Origin of the sequence: Bacillus norwichensis (assembly GCF_014836955.1) — a bacterium.
Taxonomy (GTDB): domain Bacteria; phylum Bacillota; class Bacilli; order Bacillales; family Bacillaceae_C; genus Siminovitchia; species Siminovitchia norwichensis.
The window spans coordinates 258,728-277,356 of the sequence record NZ_JACSPV010000001.1 but is presented as its reverse complement, the minus strand read 5'-3'; the positions used below and the strand labels follow the sequence as shown (position 1 = coordinate 277,356).

The 18,629-nt window shown below is 39.2% G+C and carries 16 protein-coding genes; 9 read left to right on the top strand and 7 right to left on the bottom strand.

Annotation, left to right across the window (positions count from 1 at the left end; translation table 11 throughout):
• Positions 1-189: 189 nt before the first annotated feature.
• Entirely contained in the window at positions 190-675 is a 486-nt protein-coding gene (locus tag H9631_RS01405) for a GNAT family N-acetyltransferase (RefSeq protein ID WP_191809453.1), read from the bottom strand.
• 563 nt (positions 676-1,238) lie between these two features.
• Here H9631_RS01405 and H9631_RS01400 point away from each other — a divergent pair.
• The 9 genes from H9631_RS01400 (at position 1,239) to H9631_RS01355 (ending at position 11,452) form a co-directional block, all read left to right on the top strand.
• Entirely contained in the window at positions 1,239-1,382 is a 144-nt protein-coding gene (locus H9631_RS01400; protein ID WP_191809452.1) for a hypothetical protein, read from the top strand.
• A gap of 894 nt (positions 1,383-2,276) precedes the next feature.
• Positions 2,277-4,022, top strand: coding sequence for an ABC transporter ATP-binding protein (locus tag H9631_RS01395; RefSeq protein WP_191809451.1), 1,746 nt, complete (start codon positions 2,277-2,279; stop codon positions 4,020-4,022).
• Positions 4,019-5,770, top strand: coding sequence for an ABC transporter ATP-binding protein (locus H9631_RS01390; RefSeq protein ID WP_191809450.1), 1,752 nt, complete (start codon positions 4,019-4,021; stop codon positions 5,768-5,770). Before H9631_RS01395 ends, H9631_RS01390 begins: the two co-directional genes overlap by 4 nt.
• A 245-nt stretch (positions 5,771-6,015) precedes the next feature.
• Entirely contained in the window at positions 6,016-6,333 is a 318-nt protein-coding gene (locus tag H9631_RS01385; protein WP_191809449.1) for a PadR family transcriptional regulator, read from the top strand.
• Positions 6,333-6,866 (top strand): DUF2812 domain-containing protein, encoded by a 534-nt coding sequence (locus H9631_RS01380; protein WP_191809448.1) that lies wholly within the window; start codon positions 6,333-6,335, stop codon positions 6,864-6,866. The genes H9631_RS01385 and H9631_RS01380 overlap by 1 nt, the downstream gene beginning before the upstream one ends.
• Positions 6,867-6,912: 46 nt before the next feature.
• Positions 6,913-7,845, top strand: a complete 933-nt coding sequence (locus H9631_RS01375; protein WP_191809447.1) for an ABC transporter ATP-binding protein — start codon at positions 6,913-6,915, stop codon at positions 7,843-7,845.
• A complete protein-coding gene (locus H9631_RS01370) occupies positions 7,838-9,064 on the top strand; it encodes an ABC transporter permease (protein ID WP_191809446.1) in 1,227 nt (408 codons plus the stop codon). The genes H9631_RS01375 and H9631_RS01370 overlap by 8 nt, the downstream gene beginning before the upstream one ends.
• Positions 9,065-9,695: 631 nt before the next feature.
• Entirely contained in the window at positions 9,696-10,613 is a 918-nt protein-coding gene (locus H9631_RS01360; RefSeq protein WP_191809445.1) for an ABC transporter ATP-binding protein, read from the top strand.
• Between the two features lie 2 nt (positions 10,614-10,615).
• Positions 10,616-11,452: an ABC transporter permease gene (locus H9631_RS01355; RefSeq protein ID WP_191809444.1), complete on the top strand. Its 837-nt coding sequence runs from the start codon at positions 10,616-10,618 to the stop codon at positions 11,450-11,452.
• Positions 11,453-11,685: 233 nt separating this feature from the next.
• On the opposite strand, the gene H9631_RS01350 is transcribed toward H9631_RS01355, so the two are convergent.
• The 6 genes from H9631_RS01350 to H9631_RS01325 form a co-directional block, all read right to left on the bottom strand.
• Positions 11,686-13,002 carry a nucleobase:cation symporter-2 family protein gene (locus tag H9631_RS01350; RefSeq protein ID WP_191809443.1) on the bottom strand — a complete coding sequence of 439 codons (1,317 nt, stop codon included), beginning with the start codon at positions 13,000-13,002 and terminating at the stop codon, positions 11,686-11,688.
• Between the two features lie 560 nt (positions 13,003-13,562).
• Complete coding sequence (qoxD, locus tag H9631_RS01345) at positions 13,563-13,853, bottom strand: cytochrome aa3 quinol oxidase subunit IV (protein ID WP_191809442.1); 291 nt, start codon at positions 13,851-13,853, stop codon at positions 13,563-13,565.
• A gap of 1 nt (position 13,854) precedes the next feature.
• On the bottom strand, positions 13,855-14,451 hold the full coding sequence (qoxC, locus tag H9631_RS01340; RefSeq protein WP_191809441.1) for a cytochrome aa3 quinol oxidase subunit III: 597 nt from the start codon (positions 14,449-14,451) through the stop codon (positions 13,855-13,857).
• Positions 14,448-16,391: a cytochrome aa3 quinol oxidase subunit I gene (qoxB, locus tag H9631_RS01335; RefSeq protein WP_191809440.1), complete on the bottom strand. Its 1,944-nt coding sequence runs from the start codon at positions 16,389-16,391 to the stop codon at positions 14,448-14,450. Before qoxB ends, qoxC begins: the two co-directional genes overlap by 4 nt.
• Before the next feature lie 42 nt (positions 16,392-16,433).
• Positions 16,434-17,357: a cytochrome aa3 quinol oxidase subunit II gene (gene qoxA, locus H9631_RS01330; RefSeq protein WP_404801699.1), complete on the bottom strand. Its 924-nt coding sequence runs from the start codon at positions 17,355-17,357 to the stop codon at positions 16,434-16,436.
• Between the two features lie 375 nt (positions 17,358-17,732).
• Positions 17,733-18,620 carry a GNAT family N-acetyltransferase gene (locus H9631_RS01325; RefSeq protein ID WP_191809439.1) on the bottom strand — a complete coding sequence of 296 codons (888 nt, stop codon included), beginning with the start codon at positions 18,618-18,620 and terminating at the stop codon, positions 17,733-17,735.
• Positions 18,621-18,629: the final 9 nt, after the last annotated feature.

Below are 18,629 nucleotides of genomic sequence, written 5' to 3'. Positions count from 1 at the left end.
TATTCCATAAAAGAAAAAACAGATAAAGCCCTTTTTAAAAAATAGGAATAGAGGGCTTACTTAAGTATTGCTTTCTAACGGAAATAATTTTCATACAAATGTATCGAGCGCAAATACGTTAAGGCGCAATTGATCAGTTTATGCATTTAAATTTGACCTCTCATCTAGTGAAGAATACAAATCAGGTTTTTACACCACCAAGACCATTCTGATCGTTTTTAAAATATGTCCATCAAAATCATCCTCAAATTCCGAGCAAGCTGTAAACCCTTTGGCTGTGTAAAAAGCCACCCCTCTTCGATTTTCCTTTTCAACATTCACAAATAGTTTTCTGATACCTTTTAGACTTTTAATTCCAGTTTCAAGTAAAGCTGTGCCTAGCCCTTTGCCTTGGTAAGAAGGGTCAATATAAATTGCTGCAAGTTCAGCTTCTCCATTTTTCTTTACAGCAGAAAAGTCAGCAAAGCCGGTAACGGTATGATCCATTGCTGAAATAAAAATGTTGGACCTTTCCAATCGTTTTCTCATCATCTCATCACTGTATGCTATATCTAGAAAGCTCTCCTGGATTTTCAACGGGATAATCTCTTCGTATGCGTTATTCCAGCTTATTCTTGCGACATGTTGGACTTGAGAAATGTCATCAGGCAACATTTTTCGTATAAGATATTTCAAAATAATCCCTTCCTTTTGTTTCGGTTACTATACCATCGATAATCGAATGATAGAAACGATATATGATATTATAAGTGGAAAGAGTGGTGGCTGGTATTTGATAGGGGAGTGGTTGAGATTCATGTATGAGCGTTTGGCAGATAAACTGAAGACAACTTTCCGCTTTAAAATGGTTTCCTGATCGAAGGGCGGAAGAGGAATTGTGATTCAGTTTACCACCGGCATATCGCTGGTAGGGAATCCATTACGGAAATGCCCGATTGAATGGTGGGTATTTTTTATCAATCGCTTTCCCAGAACACAGAGAATGTGACAACACAGACATTCTGTATATACATAGATTAAATAATCCAATTTCCTCACAGACTTGACTTGTTTCATTCCGGATAGTGATGGGCTTTATTTTTTGATACGTCTTCAATCGCGGCTTGAACATCCATAGTCCCGTTTATCTTGTGCTATTCCTCTTAAGAAGAATAACCCCCCTTCATGTTATTTTTTTTTAAAAAAAACTTTATTATGATACTTCGTTCTTATATAAAATGTGAGGAGTGATTCAAATCATGGAACTGATCATAGGAGCGGCGGTCGTTTTAATTGTATTTTGTTCTTCGAGTATCATCGAAAGGAGAATAAAGAAAATCGAGAAACAAAATGAACGTATGATTGAAATTCTTGAAGAGATCAAGAAAAATGATAAGAGATGACATACCTATTAAGTAGATTTAAAAACGCGATCAGTATTTGAATACATTATTTAGAGCTTTGATCACAGAACTAGTCGCAAACACTGAGCATGGACCGATTAAGGAAGAAGCTGACCAACAAAATGGTATTGTCACGTAATTTCTAGCTGATTCGGAAATGGTTTTTGCTGCAGAATAGATGAACGAATTATTGGGACGATAACGTGGAAGAAAACAAATCAGCACATCTTTGAAAATATAGAAATGGTGCCAAATGTATATGAGATTGCCAGTGTTTATATACATCCTCATATCAACGTCAGTGAATAGAAAAAGCGTTGTTTAACCATGCCTGAAAAAGGGATACAAGAAATTTACTTGGATGCTGAATTTTCAAACTCACAGCTGTTTTGGGAGCATTTATTAGAAAAGTCCTCATGGAAATTAAGAGATTATTGGGGAAAGACGAACATCGTCTCATCTGGGTAGAAAGTATCTAAAATCTAAAAAATTGGAAGTAAAGGGCTTCTAATTGTTGACAATTATTTGAAAAGGATGATAATATTCAAGAACACTGAATACTTTTGCAGTAAAATAATTTCTATTCAAGATTTTCCAAGGAGGTATGGATAATGAGAACTCATACAGTAAACAATCCGTTAAATTTTATACATTATCCAAACCTATTCACTGAATAATTTTACAACTAAGTAAAAGGGATGGATGAAACTTCTATACCCATTTTAAGGTGCATACTCTTTTAGGGTATGCATTTTTTGTGCTTGGTAATTTCTTGAAAAAATAACAAAAAGGAGTAGATGATTATGAGCAAAAACAAAAAAAGGATGTCAAGGAAAGAAAAAATACTTGAGAGCGGGTAGTCATATTTAAAACCCATGAAAGAAGGTTTAATTCATGTTTGATGTTTTGGGAAAGTTAGGGTGGTTTTTCGGACGTTATTGGATGCAATATACTATAGCGATTGCTTTGCTCATTAGTGCGAGCGCATTGGAAGTGGTACCCCCATATTTGCTGGGCAGTATGATTGACATTTTAACTACCGGTGCAATGACGAAAAGCATATTGGCACAATATATGCTGATTTTCGGTGTAATCATTGTCGGAGGCTATTTATTGAACTTTGTTTGGCAGTATCGCTTATTTGAAGGGGCGATCAATCTGGAAAAGATAATGCGTCGTAGATTGATGCTTCAATTTTTGAAAATGACGCCGACTTTTTATGAAAAAAATCGTACCGGTGACTTGATGGCACGTGCCACAAACGATTTGAATGCTGTTTCCTTAACGGCTGGATTCGGCATTTTGACTCTTATTGATTCCACTATATATCTAGGTGCGATAGTTTGTGCCATGGGCTTTATGATCTCATGGAAATTGACTTTATTTGCGATGCTGCCTGTTCCAATTATGGCGGTATTGATTCAATATTATGGAAGGCTTGTACATGAACGGTATGTGAAGGCGCAGGATGCATTTGGTGAATTGAATGACAATGTTTTAGAATCAGTAGCAGGAGTTCGGGTGGTTCGGGCGTACGTTCAGGAAAAGAAGGATGAAGCTAAGTTTGCTGAAATGAGTGAAAAGGTATATGAAAAAAATATTCAGACTGCCAGAATCAATGCTCTTTTTGGACCGATCACCAAATTAGGTACGGGAATCAGCTATGTTATTGCGCTGGGTTATGGAGCATTTTTGGTATCCACCGAGGCAATGACAGTCGGGCAGCTTGTCACCTTTAATGTTTATTTAGGACTTGCCGTATGGCCAATTTTTGCAATTGGTGAATTAATTAACGTGATGCAGCAGGGGAATGCGTCACTTGATCGGGTTCAGGAAATGCTTGATTATCAAGCGGACGTACAGAATGAAGCGAACCTTAAAGTGGTAAAGAATCCAAATATGATTGGGTTTCATGATTTGGAGTTTCAATATCCAACAAGCCAGGCGAAAAATTTGCAGAAGATCTCTTTATCTCTAGCGAGAGGAGAGACTCTTGGTATTGTTGGAAAAACGGGTTCTGGGAAAACGACTTTCTTAAGACAACTGTTGCGGGAATACCCCCTTGATAAAGGCCGATTGACGATTGATGGAATAGAAATAACCTCACAATCTAAGGAACAAGTTCTGGATTGGATCGGTTATGTACCTCAGGACCACGTCCTTTTTTCGCGAACCATTCGGGAGAATATCCTTTTCGGAAAAGAAGATGCTACCGAGGCCGATATTAGAAAAGCTGTTCGCCTTGCCTTCTTTGAAAAAGATTTGGAAAATCTTCCAATGGGGCTGGAAACACTTGTAGGAGAAAAAGGTGTCTCTTTATCGGGTGGTCAAAAACAGCGCGTATCCATTGCGCGTGCACTTATCAAAGACCCAGAAATACTAGTATTGGATGATTCACTATCGGCTGTTGATGCCAATACCGAGGCGAATATTATAAAGAATATTCAACATGAAAGAAAAGGAAAAACGACGATCATTACGACGCATCGTTTATCAAGTGTTCAACATGCGAATCAAATTATCGTACTAGATGAAGGACGGATAATCGAGCGGGGAACACATGAAGAGCTTATTCAGCAAAACGGCTGGTATAAAGAACAATTTGACCGCCAGCAGTTGGAAGGAGGGAGCTCATCATGAGTACAAGTAAGCGTTTGGTAAGGTATGCCTTGTATGTTAAACAGCCTATTTTCCTTGGGTTACTTCTCCTGACCGGGGCTGTGATAGCTGAGCTTACAGGTCCGTTTATTGCCAAGCATATTATCGACGAACATATGACGTTAGGACAGATTCAAGTGGAGCCAATTGCCTGGCTGCTCTGTATCTATTTAATTTTAGCGATCATTACTGCTGTGTTGCGCTATTTTATGTTTATTTACTTGCAAATAGGTGCAAACCGTGTTGTACAAAAGCTGAGACAAGATGTATTTGCGCATATCCAAACTTTGCCTATCCAATATTTTGATCATCTCCCCGCGGGAAAAATTGTTGCACGTATCACAAATGATACGGAGGCAGTCAGAAATCTTTACGTCCAGGTCCTTTCCAACTTTGCAACAAGTGTTATTTCAATCGGTGGTGTGTACGTCGCGCTGTTTATTTTAAATTGGAAAATGGCAATGATTGCGTTGGCCCTAGTACCTGGTGTCTATCTTTGGATGATTTTATATAGACGGTATGCATCGGAATATAACAAGGTGATTCGTACAAAAATCGCAGATCTTAATGCCATGATAAACGAGTCGATCCAGGGCATGTCCATTATACAAGCCTTCCGTCGTGAAAAGCAGATGACAAAAGAGTTTGATGCAATGAATGAAGAGCATTATGCTTATCAGCGAAAATTATTGTTTCTGGATTCTGCGACCTCCTTTAACTTAGTAGATGCAATCCGCCTGATTATGTTTGCGATTTTCATTCTCTACTTTAGCACGAGATCCATGACAACAGGAGCATTTGTAACTGCTGGGACCTTGTATGCATTTGTAGATTATTTAACGAAGTTATTCAACCCGATTACGAATATCGTCAATCAGTTTTCCCAGCTTGAGCGTTCCCTTGTTGCTGGAAACCGGGTGTTCGAAGTATTGGATTTGGATGGAGAAAAAGTATCAACGAAAGCAATCCCTAAATATAAGGGAAATGTTGTCTTCAAAGATGTCTTTTTCGCTTATAAAAATGACGAATATGTGTTGAAAAACATATCTTTTACAGCTAAGCAAGGAGAAACTGTCGCGCTTGTTGGACATACGGGCTCCGGAAAAAGCTCTATCATGAATCTATTGTTTCGATTCTATGATCCGCAAAAAGGAAAAATTCACATTGATGGAGTAGACATAACATCGATGCCTAGGCAAACGATTCGTCAGCATATGGGGATTGTGTTACAGGATCCATATTTGTTTACGGGTACCGTTCTGTCAAACATAAGCTTAAATGAACCGCAAATTACACGAGCAAAGGCCGAAGCAGCATTGCAAGCGGTGGGTGCAGAACATGTACTTGGAAATTTGGAGAAAGGTATTGATGAGCCTGTTGTCGAGAAAGGCAGTACACTTTCTTCTGGTCAGCGACAGCTCATTTCATTTGCAAGAGCACTTGCTTTTGATCCAGCAATATTGATTTTGGATGAGGCGACTTCCAACATAGATACTGAAACAGAGGAAATCATTCAACATGCAATGAACGTCTTGAAGAAAGGACGAACGACGTTCATTATTGCGCATCGACTCTCCACTATAAAAAATGCGGATCGGATTCTTGTTTTAGACCGTGGAATCATACAAGAACAGGGAGCACATGATGAATTATTGAAGCTAAACGGTATTTACGCCAAAATGTATCAGATGCAGGCTAAATCACTTGAAAAAAAAGTGAGTGCGCAATAGAGACGAAGGGGCAAGGAAATGGATGGCCTTGCCCCTTCTATTTTTATCTATCTTTTAAAAAGAGAGATGGGAGTAATGGCGCCTTATACCTTCAAAAAATTTTTTCGCTTAATAATCAACAAAATGAAAGTGAATGACAACAAATTACATTTAAAAGATTGCAAACTTTGCATTGACCAGTATATCACTTTCTGATATATTGTTTTTTAGATATATCAGAAAGTGATATAGGGGGAGGGCAAGGATTGAAGTCCATTAAGCAACTTACAGACTCTGTATTTTATATTATGGCTGCATTTACCGAACCAAGGCATGGATATGCAGTGATGAGTTTAGTGGAAGAAACCACAAAGGGTTCATTTGTTATTGGCCCTGCTTCTCTTTATACGATTATTAAGAAACTATTAAAAGAAGAACTTATCGTGCTGCAGGATGACTCAGATTCGCGTAGAAAAATATATATATTAACCCAAAAAGGCCGCGAGGTGTTACATAGAGATATCTTACGCCGAAAAGCCATGATTGAATTGGCGGAAAAAGGTCTAGATAGGGGGATTCAGTAATGGCAAGTACAAAATATATGATGTCGAACGGTCTTGCGTTTTTTGAAGAGAAAGATATGGATAAGTTGCGACAAAAAGCATTAAAGGGCTGGCATTTGAAAAGGTTCCGCTGTGCAGGTTATGAATTAGAAAAAGGTGAATGTGAAGACGTAATTTTCAACATTGATTATCGTACATTGCAGCCAAATGAAGAAAAGGAGTATTTTGAAATGTTTTCGTATGCAGGTTGGACACATGTTTGTTCTAGCCATGATATGCATATTTTTAAAGCAAAGAAAGGAACAGTTCCGATATACAGTGATGTAGAATCTTCTAGAGATAAAATGGTACGCTTGGCAAAATCACTTAGAATAGCAGTGGCATTTTTTGTTGGATTGACAGTCATTTCATGGCTAATGATGGCATTGACTTCGGGATTAGTTCAAAATATCAGCAGCTGGGCATTTCTTATTACATTTGTATTTACAATACCAGCAATCATGACATATACGGCAACTTATTATCATAAGTGGAAACAAGGAATAGAAAAATAAATTATTTATTTAAATTTCAAGAATGATGAAGAGGTGAAAAGGTGCGATGGAAACAATTTTGTCGGTCGAAGAACTAGGAAAGTCTTTCAAGCAAACTCAAATAATCCAGAACATCTCCTTTAACGTAAAAAAAGGGGAGATCATGGCTATTCTTGGTCCGAATGGAGCGGGAAAGTCAACGACCATCAGAAACATAATGGGAATTATGTATCCAGACGAAGGGACCATAAACTTTCATAATCATGCAGCCGGTGAAATACCTCGTGATAAAATTGGCTATTTGCCGGAGGAACGCGGGTTATATAAAAATGTCAAAGTGATGGATATGATTTTATATTTAGCGGAACTAAAGGATTACCCGATTAAAAAGGCAAAGAAGCGAGCACTTGAGTATTTAGCCAAACTCGGGCTTGAAGGGAAAGAAAAAGTCTCTGTTGAAGAATTATCTAAAGGGATGGGGCAGAAGGTACAATTTATTGGATCGATTATTCATGAACCGGAATTATTGATTTTAGATGAACCGTTTTCAGGTCTTGACCCAGTTAGTCAGGAAGTTTTTAAAAATGAAATTAAAGATCTAGCGAATAAGGGAACGGCGATATTATTATCTTCCCATCAAATGAATATGGTCGAGGAAGTATGTGATCGCTTGTTTATGATCCATCGTGGTCAAAAAGTTATTTATGGTACGTTGGAGGATGTCAAAAATCAATATGCCAATTTTAAATGTACCATTCGTGGTAAAAATGACATTTCAGTGTTGGAGGGGCTTACTCAAGTAAATCGTGTTGAGCAAAAAGGGGATGTCTCCGTGGTTTATTTAACTCAGGATGTGGTTTTGCCATATTGGCTCAGACAGTTACCTGAGACATTGGATATTCAGGAGCTTTCTATTGATCGGATATCACTCCATGAAATTTTTATCGATGTAGCGACGGATAAACATATCGAGAACGAAGGGGGTGTTGTTAATGCGTAATAGTTTAAAAGTGGCAAAATGGGAGATTAAAAGAAATATGATGAATAAATCGTTCATTATTTCTCTGTTAATCACTCCCGTTCTGTTCATGTTCTTCTTTTTCGTTCCTCAATTATTTAGTGGTGGGGAAGATTCCAAAGATATTGACGTTTTTATTTCAGATGAGTTAGGGGTTTTGGATGAAGTAAAGGCCATTATTGAGTCGCAGGATTTAAACTGGAAGTTACATTCAACAGATACAAGAGAGTCTGAGATGAAGAAACAAGTTGCCGATACTGACAAAACAGTGTATATTCCACTTTCAGAAAAAACGTTGGATCAAGGGACCATTCAAATATATATGAGTGAAGATGTCGGAGAAGATTTTATAAATGAAGCATACGTACTTGAAGCTCCTATACGGAATCTGCAAATTGATAGACTCGAATTATCAGAGGAACAGAAAAATATGATTGCGAAAGGCATCGCGGTTAAGCAAGCGGAATTTGATAATCCTGTTGAAAATAAAGAAGCCGTTCCGGCCGAAGCTGATTCGCTTAAAAGAGTGATTCCAGGGGCGTTTGCAGGAATCGTATTGTTTTCGATTGTCATGACTGGCATGATGATTTTCACATCTGCTTCACAGGAAAAGAAAGAGAAAGTAGCAGAAATCATCTTGTCTTCCGTAACTCCTGGTGAATTAATGCAAGGAAAGATCATCGGATATTTCGTATTAGGTATTACCCAAGTTGTCGTGTGGCTTGCAGTTGGATTGCCTTTAGTAGCCTGGAAGCTTGAGCTGCCGTTGATGGAGTACTTATTGGTTCCAGAAACAATGTTGTTATTAGTGTTGGCTGTTTCCGGATACCTATTGTTTTCCGCAATCTTCGTTGCAATTGGTGCGACGGTAGAGGACATGACAGCGACTAGTAATTTCCAAGGTATGGTCATGATGCTTCCATTTTTACCACTTATTTTTATTGGGCCTATTATAGCAGATCCAAGCGGAGTTATTGCTAAAATTGGCTCGTTTTTCCCGATTACATCACCCGCTGTTTGGATCATCCGCCTCTCTATGTTGGATGAATGGCCTTGGGTTGAAATTGTCATCGCGTTAGTCATTCTTTTTGCAACGATTTGGCTGATGATGAAAGCAGCAGGAAAAGTGTTTAAAATTGGAATTCTCATGTATGGAAAAAATGCCACAGTGAAAGAAATTTGGAAATGGCTGTGGGCATAGGATGATAAAAGAAGAACCGCCATTTGTTGTTTGCGTATGAATGGCGGTTTTTGCTATGGCGACAGAGTACGGCTGCTTTTTATCCAAGAATGCTTGAACCTGATTTTCACCTACCTGTTCGAAATTTACCAGAAGTCGTGTTTTTATAAAAATGAGTATTGACTTTCCAATTTATCTCATGTTAACTTCATTATAGACCGTCAGTCGGTCTTTTGTGAGGGCATTTTCATTTGCGAGAATACCAAAGACATAGCTGGATCTATTTTCACAAAAGGTTATTCGTCAACCACTATTAGTGACATTCTCCAGGTATTTTTCAATGGGAAATCATGCAAAAGGCCACGGCATTAACTCACATCATTAAGGCCACTTGGGTACTGGAAAAGACAGCTTTGCCTACATCCTTGGAATGTATGACAACCAAAAGGAGAGAAAACCAAATGAATCATTCGGAAATGATTGCCAAAGTATCAAAGAAATCAGGTGTTAATGCCGAGGATTATCAAAAAGTATTGGATGCATTTGAAGATGTTTTAGGAAATGAATGATCAAGTTCAAAAGATATAGGCAACGCTTTTGATAAAGTTTATAACGTATTGGGATTTCTAAAAAACAAATGAAGGTGATATGGATGGAGAATATGATTGTCGTCAAAGACTTTGTGAAAAAATATGGGAATTATACAGCGGTTGACCATGTTTCATTTGAAGTGGAAAGCGGCAGCATTTTCGCTTTTTTGGGGCCAAACGGAGCCGGAAAAAGCACAACCATCAATACACTTTGCACAATTTTTGAAAAGACTTCTGGGGATCTTCTAATAGATGGGAAAGATGTCAGCGGTCAAAAGGATGCTGTTAGAAGTACGATCGGTGTTGTCTTTCAGGAGTGTACGCTTGACCCAAAAATGACAGTTGAAGAGAATTTGAAAATGCATTGCCATTTTTACGATTTGCCAAAATCACAGATTTCTGATCGGATTGATCTTGCCTTGAAAATTGTCGATCTGTTAGATTGGAAAAAGGAAATGGTTAACAGTTTGTCGGGTGGCATGAAAAGACGCGTAGAAATTGCGAGAAGTCTTCTTCATTTTCCGAAAGTATTGTTTTTAGATGAGCCAACCGCAGGGCTTGATCCACAAACTAGAGCGAAGATTTGGGAATACATCATCAAGCTCCAAAAGGAAAAGAAGATAACAATCTTTTTGACAACTCATTATATGGATGAGGCAGAAATTTGCCAAAAAGTGGCGGTAATGGACAATGGTAAAATTATTGCTCTTGATACTCCGGATGCATTGAAGCGGCAGTATATAAAAGACAAAGCTCACATAGAAAGCGCTGATCCACAAGCACTGGAAACAGTGTTGAAACAGCAGCAATTGACTTTTAAAAGAAAGGAAAATCACTTTACTGTTGAATTTGATGAGCTTACGAATCTTTTAATGACTTTGAGGGCCCATCAGCCCTTTATCACAGATTTGGAGATTAAGAAAGGAACATTAAACGATGTATTTTTAGAGATTACAGGAAGGGATATAAGGGGGAATTAGCGATGCGTATTGTTTTGGCGTTATGGTTAAGAAATGTGAAATTGTTTTTCAGGAATCGCACGCAACTGGTATTGATTCTGATCATGCCATTTTTCTATTTGTATTTGCTAAGTACCATTTTCAAAAGTGCTTTCATCAGCAATCCGGTTCATTATGTTTTGGCAGGAATCGTGATCATCGTTGTTTTTCAAACATCATTGAATATTGCCACGTCCACGATTGAAGATATTGTTTCAGGCTATATGAAAGAAGTGCTTGTCAGCCCGGTAAAAAGAATTCAGATCGCTGCCGGTCAAATATTGTCTTCCACAACTGTCGCCGCAATTCAAGGATTTTTAATACTCATCGTCGGTTATTTTATTGGCCTGAAATATAACTCCATTTTAACTCCCATCGCGGTCGTTGCTTCTATGATATTTGTAGGGTTCGTATTTTCTTCCTTCGGTTTACTTTTAGCTGCATTAGTGAAAAATTCCCAGACGTTTCAAATAGTCACAATGGCTGTTACAACACCTATCACTTTTTTATGCGGAGTCTATGTGCCGCTTAGCTTGCTCCCCAACGCTCTTCAATATATCGCTCTATTAAATCCGATGACGTATGCAGCTGCATTTTTCAGAACATTGACTTTGGAAAAGATGTCATTGACAACGGATGAACTGATTGGGGAACAGCTTGCGTTTAAATTCAGCGGCTTTGTTATCACTCCTCAAATCAGCTTTCTCATTGTACTTTCGTTCGGAATCTTGTGTTTTATGCTTTCTAGTGTAGTTTTTACAAAAATTGATTTTTCAAAAATGAACCGTTCAGGGGTCCAAAAGGACATATTCCAACAGTAGCTCTTGATAAGAAAATAGAGGAAACAAGAACCATCCGCATTTTAGTTTAACTTTGTCTCTCCATTTAGTGGGGGTTCGAACCACAGCTGAATAAAGTTAAAGCCTCCGGCGGATGCCACAGATTTTCAGAGGAAATGTATTAAGCAAAGCTCTATACAATCTGGGCGTAAATATGCCAAGGCCATTTGATAGAAATGTCGACAATGACATGCTCATCATTGCCGACATTTTATTTAAGCAATATCAGATGTATGATCCAGTTTAATGTCCCTTCCATCACCTTTACTAACACCATTTAATATAAGGTTTAACAAGACAGCGGCGAATCCGCCTGTCACAATCCCGTTTTCAAAAAGGATCCGAATATTTTGCGGTACATTCGCAAATACATCGGGAGCAATGGATACGCCTAAGCCAAGACCAACCGATAATGCAATGACGAGTTGATTTTCTGTTCTTCGGAAGTCAACAGATGAAAGTTGACGGATTCCGGAAGCCATGACCATTCCAAACATGGCAATCATTGCTCCTCCAAGTACAGGATTTGGAATAATCAGAGTCAGGGCTGCTACTTTTGGCAAAAGGCCAAGAATGACTAGAATACAGCCAGATGCTACAACTACTCTTCTTTGTTTGACCCCTGTTAAAGCAATGAGACCGACATTTTGTGAAAATGTCGTATAAGGAAAAGCTTGAAAAATACCGCCAATTATTTGTGCAAGTCCTTCTGCACGCAATCCTTTCTTTATATCATCTCCAGTTAACTTTTTATCAATTACTTCTGCCAGAGCAAAATAGACTCCTGTTGCTTCCATCATACTGACAATTCCAACTAGAACCATGCTGAGGATCGCACTTAAATGGAATTCCGGGGGACCGAAACGAAACGGAGTGACCATATGGAACCAAGAAGCTTCACCAACACTTGAAAAGTCAACAAGTCCCATAAAAGCGGCGACGATGGTACCGATAACTAAAGATGCTAAAATTGAAATAGCTCTCATGAAACCTTGGAAGAAGCGGTTTAGCAAGACGATGACTACGAGTGTAAGCCCGGCTAATAATAAATTTGTCAGGCTTCCGTAATCGGATGAATCGGGTTGTCCAGTAATGTTGCCCATTGCAGCGCCTATCAGGGAGGTGCCGATTATGATAACTACTGTGCCTGTTACTACTGGAGGAAAAAAAGGGATGATCTTGTCCATAAATTGAGCTAAAAAAATTACAATGGCACCCGCGGCAATAATCGCACCGAAAATAGCTGGAACACCTTGCATTGTACCAATGGCAATCATAGGTCCAACTGCCTGAAAGGCAACTCCCATTACGATTGGCATTCGGATGCCGAAAAATTTATTTCCGATCACCTGCAAGAATGTCGCTAGTCCGCATGTGAATAAATCAATGGAGATTAAATAGGCAACTTCTGCTTCGTTTAAACCAATTGCAGGACCGACGATCAATGGGACCACGACTGCCCCGCCATACATGGCAAGAACATGCTGCATGCCAAATGTTCCCAGCTTCCAGAAACCTAATTGCTTATTCATTTGAATATTCCTCCTTTGGTATTGTGATTGAGACATTACAATAGGGTGGAGAGCCTCGCAAATAAAGATTGGGCAGGTAGACCTGGGGGTAGTAATCTTTTTCCTGAGATGCTTTTGGTTTCAATTTGTTCCATCACCTCTTCAAGTTCGATACTTTGAATTTGTTGCGATTGTTTTGGAAATGAAAAAAGCCGCAATTAAAAAAGAGGCGACACGCATCTTTTTAATTGCGGCTTCCTTAACCTCGGTCAACAAGGTTTAATGAAGGGCAATAACTGCTTCGGAACCTTATTGATTTAACAATAAAGTCTCCGATTTTCAGTCATTCATTCGATTGCTTTTATTAAAATGATAGAATTTCTTTAATATGTCACATTTATGTAAGCGCTTTATAAAAACTATCATACATGAATAATTTAGAAAAGACAATATTTTTAGAATATTCTAAAAAAATTTTGGTGGATTCTGACATTCAGGGGAGCTCAATTTTTTTTAGTAAAAGTAATCTCGTCATTCGGAGAAGAATGTAAAAAGCCCGGACAATGCCGGGCTAGTACTGCTTAAATCATATTGTAACCCCAAAGCATGGCGAACAAAGTTCCAAAAATCGTCACGACTCCAACAAATAGCGCATAACCGATATTTGTGTAAAGTGTTTTGCTGTCGCCGTTTTCCTTCACATGCATGAACAGGAATAGCTGAAGGCTTGCCTGTATCAATGCGGTTATAACAAGTATAGCCATTCCGGCTTTGAAGGGGATATCAAATAAGACAACAACCAGGGCAACAAGTGAAAGGATGAGTGAGAAGACGAATCCCATCACATGCGGCAAGGGAAATAATCGCTTCATCTTACATCATTCCTTTCAAGTAGACGAAGCTGAAGATGAAGATCCAGACAACGTCAAGAAAATGCCAATAGAGTGAGAAAATAAATGATTTGTTGGCTGTTTCAGGTGTAAATCCCTGCTTTTTTACCTGGATTAAAATGGCTATTCCCCATAGCAAGCCGAATGTAACGTGAGCACCATGCGTTCCCAGTAGAGTAAAGAGACTGGAAAGGAAGGCGCTTGTTTGCATTGTTGCACCTTCGTGCACGTACGTGACAAACTCGGTGATCTCCACTCCAAGGAATACAAGACCTAACAATAATGTGATCGAAAAGAATATCAACATCGCTTTTTTTAAGCCGAGCCGCATGGCATGAATACCGAGTCCAATTGTAAAGCTGCTCGATAACAGGACAATCGTTTCTACCATGACTGGTGTTAATTCGAAAATATGGCTGCCGCTGGGGCCGTTTCCTACATTGTTTTGCAAGGTGAAATAGACGGCGAACAGTGTAGAGAACAAGACGATTTCTGCTCCAAGAAAAACCCAAAAACCGATAACCTTCAATTGATTTTCTTCTGTACTGTATTCAAGAGGTACTGAGTGATCGATCTTCACATTGATTCACCTCGCGTCGTGTTTTCAGTCTTTTCGATTTCTTCAACTGATATATAATAGCCGTGATCACGTTCGAATGAGCGATAGGCCATAATGCCAAGCAGGACAATTCCTGAAATGATTGCCGGGACCCACCAGCTGAACACCATAAAGAATCCAAGGAAAAAGAAGATCACGCCCATAATGAATGGCTGTCCATTATTGCTTGGCATGTGGATCGGCTCAAATGCTCCTTCTGCTAATGAGCGCTTTTCTTTTTTGGCAAACCAAAATTCATCCAATCTATGAATCTCAGGGACTTTTGCAAAATTATAAACTGGAACTGGACTATGTGTGCTCCATTCCAAAGATCTGGCATCCCAAGGGTCACCTGTTTCATCTCTTGGACTATGGCGGACACTGTAGTAAATGTTATAAACAAGCAGGATAAATCCGATTGCCAGACCGCACGCGCCGATAGCGGACAGCATATTCAGTGGTCCAAAGCCGGTGCTAGCAGAATAGGTATACATTCTTCTTGTCATTCCGTTCAATCCCAGTATAAAGAGAGGGAAGAACGTAACATTAAAGCTGATTGCAATAAACCAGAAAGCAAGCTTTCCAATCCTTTCATTCAAACGGAATCCGAACACTTTCGGGAACCAGTAATGGTATCCTGCAATTACCGCGAACACAGTACCCGGAATCAAAACGTAATGGAAATGGGCTACAAGAAACATCGTGTTGTGGTATTGATAGTCAGCACTTGCCATAGCTAGCATAACTCCGGTGACACCGCCGATTGTAAAGATCGGAATGAAGGCGAGTGCATACAGCATTGGTGTCGTAAAGCTGATTTTTCCTTTTCGCAGTGTAAAGAGCCAGTTGAATATTTTTACCCCGGTCGGCACTGCAATGGCCATCGTTGTGATGGAGAATACGCTATTAACCATGACTCCGTGACCCATCGTATAGAAATGGTGAACCCATACGAGAAAAGAAAGAACGGAGATGGCAATCATACTGAATACCATAGATTTGTATCCATATAGATTTTTACGAGCAAAGGTAGAAATGACTTCGCTGTAAATACCAAACGCAGGCAAAATGACAATATATACTTCAGGATGTCCCCAAACCCAGAATAGGTTAGCCCAAAGCATGTCCATTCCGCCATTTTGCATAGCAAAAAATTGAGTTCCGAATTGACGGTCAAGCATCATTAATGCAAGTGCAACGGTCAAGACAGGGAATGCAAAAACGACGATGACATTTGTGATTAAAATAGACCAGCTAAACATTGGCATTTTCATCAATGTCATGCCTGGTGCACGCATTTTAATAATGGTGACAATAAAGTTGATTCCTGTCATTAAAGTACCGATACCGGAAATTTGGAGCGCTAAGGAATAATAGTTGTTTCCAACAGTTGGGCTGAACTCAAGGCTGGAAAGAGGGAAATACGCTGTCCAACCAGCGTCAGGAGATCCCCCGATAATAAAAGAAATATTGAACAGCATGGCTCCGGCAAAGAAGAGCCAAAAGCTGACTGCATTCAAGCGCGGGAAAGCAACGTCGCGGGCTCCGATTTGAAGCGGAACGACAACGTTCATCAATCCGATTACAAATGGCATCGCCATAAACAGGATCATAATGACCCCATGTGTTGTGAATATTTCATTGTAATGCTGTGCATCTAGAAGGCCGTTTTCAGGGATGGCCGTCTGGGCTCTCATTAATAGGGCATCAACCCCTCCGCGGAAAAGCATCAATAAAGCAGAAATAATATACATGACGCCGATTTTTTTATGATCGACGGTGGTCAGCCACTCCCGCCAAAGGTATCCCCACTTTTTAAAATAGGTGAGAGCAACGGGAATTGCGATGGAAACAAGTGCGATGGCTACCATTGAAGCGTAGATCATCGGTTCGCCAGTAACGAAAAATTCATCCCATTTCATTATTTTTTCCCCTTTCAAGATTGGGTTTCATGGCTGAGGTTCTTATGATTCATGTGCAGCATGTCCATGTTGCATATGATCATGTACATCTGAAGAGTCCGTTTTCTTTTCAGCATCGTTATGATGGTGGCCTGCATTTTTCCCCTCAGGTGCTGGTCTGAAATCCAGATGTGTTGACTTATAGGTTTTTCTCCCCACATGTGGTGTTTCTAACAGATTATCAAATTCTTTTTCTGTCAATTTTGGTGCAGTATCTTTCACATCGCTAATCCAGTCTTGATACTCTTTTTTAGTCATTGCCTGAGCTTCAAATTCCATATGAGCAAATCCTTCACCGCTGAAGTTTGAGTTTTTTCCCACATATGAACCTGGAGTTTCTGCAACGAGATGAACTCTTGTCACCATATCGCTCATCGCATATTTTTGACCTGCAAGCTGAGGAATCCAAAAGCTTGTAATTGGACCGTATGAATATAGGCGAAATTCAACTGGTCTATTTACCGGAAGATTCACATAGTTTACCGTTTCGATTTGTTCTTCAGGATAGCTGAAATGCCATTTCCAGTTAGATGATGATGCATATATAACCAGTGGCTTATCATCAGCGTAAGCCTTCGGTGCTTTCTCAACATCCCCCGTTGTACGGACAGTAACAACAGACAGTACGATTACAATGATAATTGGAATGACTGTCCAAGTGATTTCAAGCCATTTGCTGCCTTCTTCGTGGGGAGGCTCATAGTCCTCGTCCAGTTTGGATGAACGATATTTTAAAAGCATATAAGAATACAAAATATAGACGACTAATAAAATACCAACCATCATGAAGATCGAGAATAGGATGGTGTCAGATAAGGTTTTCGCTTGCGGACCTTTCGGATCAAAAATCATTAATGAATTTTCACACCCCGAAAGGACGGAAGAAATAAAGACGGTAAGTGACATAAGCAACCATTTAGTCTTCACAGAATACTCCCCTCATTTCATTCGGAATTGCTTGGAATTGTATTGGAGAATAGTAATAAACTTCAAATTTTTGTAAAACTCTTCAAGAAAATCCCACGCGAAAAAATAATATTCCTATCGACTAAAAAAGACAATAATTATAACTTTGTTGTCACAAAAGGTTCTTAGTATTGTATTTTTTGTGACGGTAATTTTGGGGAATATTGGAATCATATCCAAATAGTTATACATTTGTTATACTGAAATATCTAATTTGATGAAAAATTGAAAGTAGAAGAAAAAATAAATTACTGGTAGGGGGCAGTAAAAGAAGTGTATTGCTTGGGAAAGACAAAAAGAAACTGCCCTCGTCTTCACCAGGCAGTTTCTTTATAGTTAGCAGGATGTCATTTCTTTCTTCATCCACACTTGTTTTAGTGGAACTTTGTGTTCCGTAAATTCTTGTTTAAATCCGGCTTTTTCTAAAATGTTTATGAGGAGCTGATTCTTTTCTGGCAGATTATAAGTTGATATAATGCGTGACTCTGCTTGTAGCAAATAATCTATTAAATACTGTAAAAGGTCCGGTTTGTTTGGTCTTCTTTCATCTGCGGCACATTGATAAAGAATGATGTTACCATTCTTTTTTTGAAACAAGGCGTACGCCACGGCCTTCTCATTTTTATCTTTCATAACAATTGATTCACCATTGCGGATGAAATTGCATTGGGTCTTCCATGGGGCATCATGCTGATAGAACGATAGTTCACGAATTTCATGCGCGAGTCCGTGATGGATTGAATAGCCTGGCATCGCTGACATACTAACTGAGTTTTCCTCCTCAGATTTTGTGTTCTTCAAAAATACCAATTCATCTGAAGTTTGGTATCCAAAACTTTCATATAGGCGAATGGCGTGCTCATTGACAGTGAAAGCTTCTAAGCTTGCAGTATCGACATTCTCCTGTCTGTATAGCGCGACTGTCGATTTCATTAATTTTTTTGCAATCCCTTTGCCCCGGAAAGAAATGGACACTGCTGTACCTCCGTTCCAGGCCAGCCTTCTTTCGTTCAATTCATTGATTCCATTTAAAATAATTCCAGCGGGAAGGCCATTATAATAAGCGATAAAAGAAAAATCGGGCGAGAGCTCGTCCCACCCTAATCTGAAAGTGAATTGGCTGACGGTCATTTGCATGTTTACATAATAATCAACAAATCCTTGATTCCAGACATCGCAGGCATCTCTAATGGGAATGTCACTCAATTTTTTAATTTTTAACATCATCAATAC

Bases quoted from the DNA above. Each gene is read 5' to 3' on its own strand.
- H9631_RS01400 (WP_191809452.1), top strand. From the start codon at position 1,239: ATGGAACTGATCATAGGAGCGGCGGTCGTTTTAATTGTATTTTGTTCT.
- H9631_RS01395 (WP_191809451.1), top strand. From the start codon at position 2,277: ATGTTTGATGTTTTGGGAAAGTTAGGGTGGTTTTTCGGACGTTATTGG.
- H9631_RS01390 (WP_191809450.1), top strand. From the start codon at position 4,019: ATGAGTACAAGTAAGCGTTTGGTAAGGTATGCCTTGTATGTTAAACAG.
- H9631_RS01380 (WP_191809448.1), top strand. From the start codon at position 6,333: ATGGCAAGTACAAAATATATGATGTCGAACGGTCTTGCGTTTTTTGAA.
- H9631_RS01375 (WP_191809447.1), top strand. From the start codon at position 6,913: ATGGAAACAATTTTGTCGGTCGAAGAACTAGGAAAGTCTTTCAAGCAA.
- H9631_RS01370 (WP_191809446.1), top strand. From the start codon at position 7,838: ATGCGTAATAGTTTAAAAGTGGCAAAATGGGAGATTAAAAGAAATATG.
- H9631_RS01360 (WP_191809445.1), top strand. From the start codon at position 9,696: ATGGAGAATATGATTGTCGTCAAAGACTTTGTGAAAAAATATGGGAAT.
- H9631_RS01355 (WP_191809444.1), top strand. From the start codon at position 10,616: ATGCGTATTGTTTTGGCGTTATGGTTAAGAAATGTGAAATTGTTTTTC.
- H9631_RS01350 (WP_191809443.1), bottom strand. From the start codon at position 13,002: ATGAATAAGCAATTAGGTTTCTGGAAGCTGGGAACATTTGGCATGCAG.
- qoxD (WP_191809442.1), bottom strand. From the start codon at position 13,853: ATGAAGCGATTATTTCCCTTGCCGCATGTGATGGGATTCGTCTTCTCA.
- qoxB (WP_191809440.1), bottom strand. From the start codon at position 16,391: ATGAAATGGGATGAATTTTTCGTTACTGGCGAACCGATGATCTACGCT.
- H9631_RS01325 (WP_191809439.1), bottom strand. From the start codon at position 18,620: ATGTTAAAAATTAAAAAATTGAGTGACATTCCCATTAGAGATGCCTGC.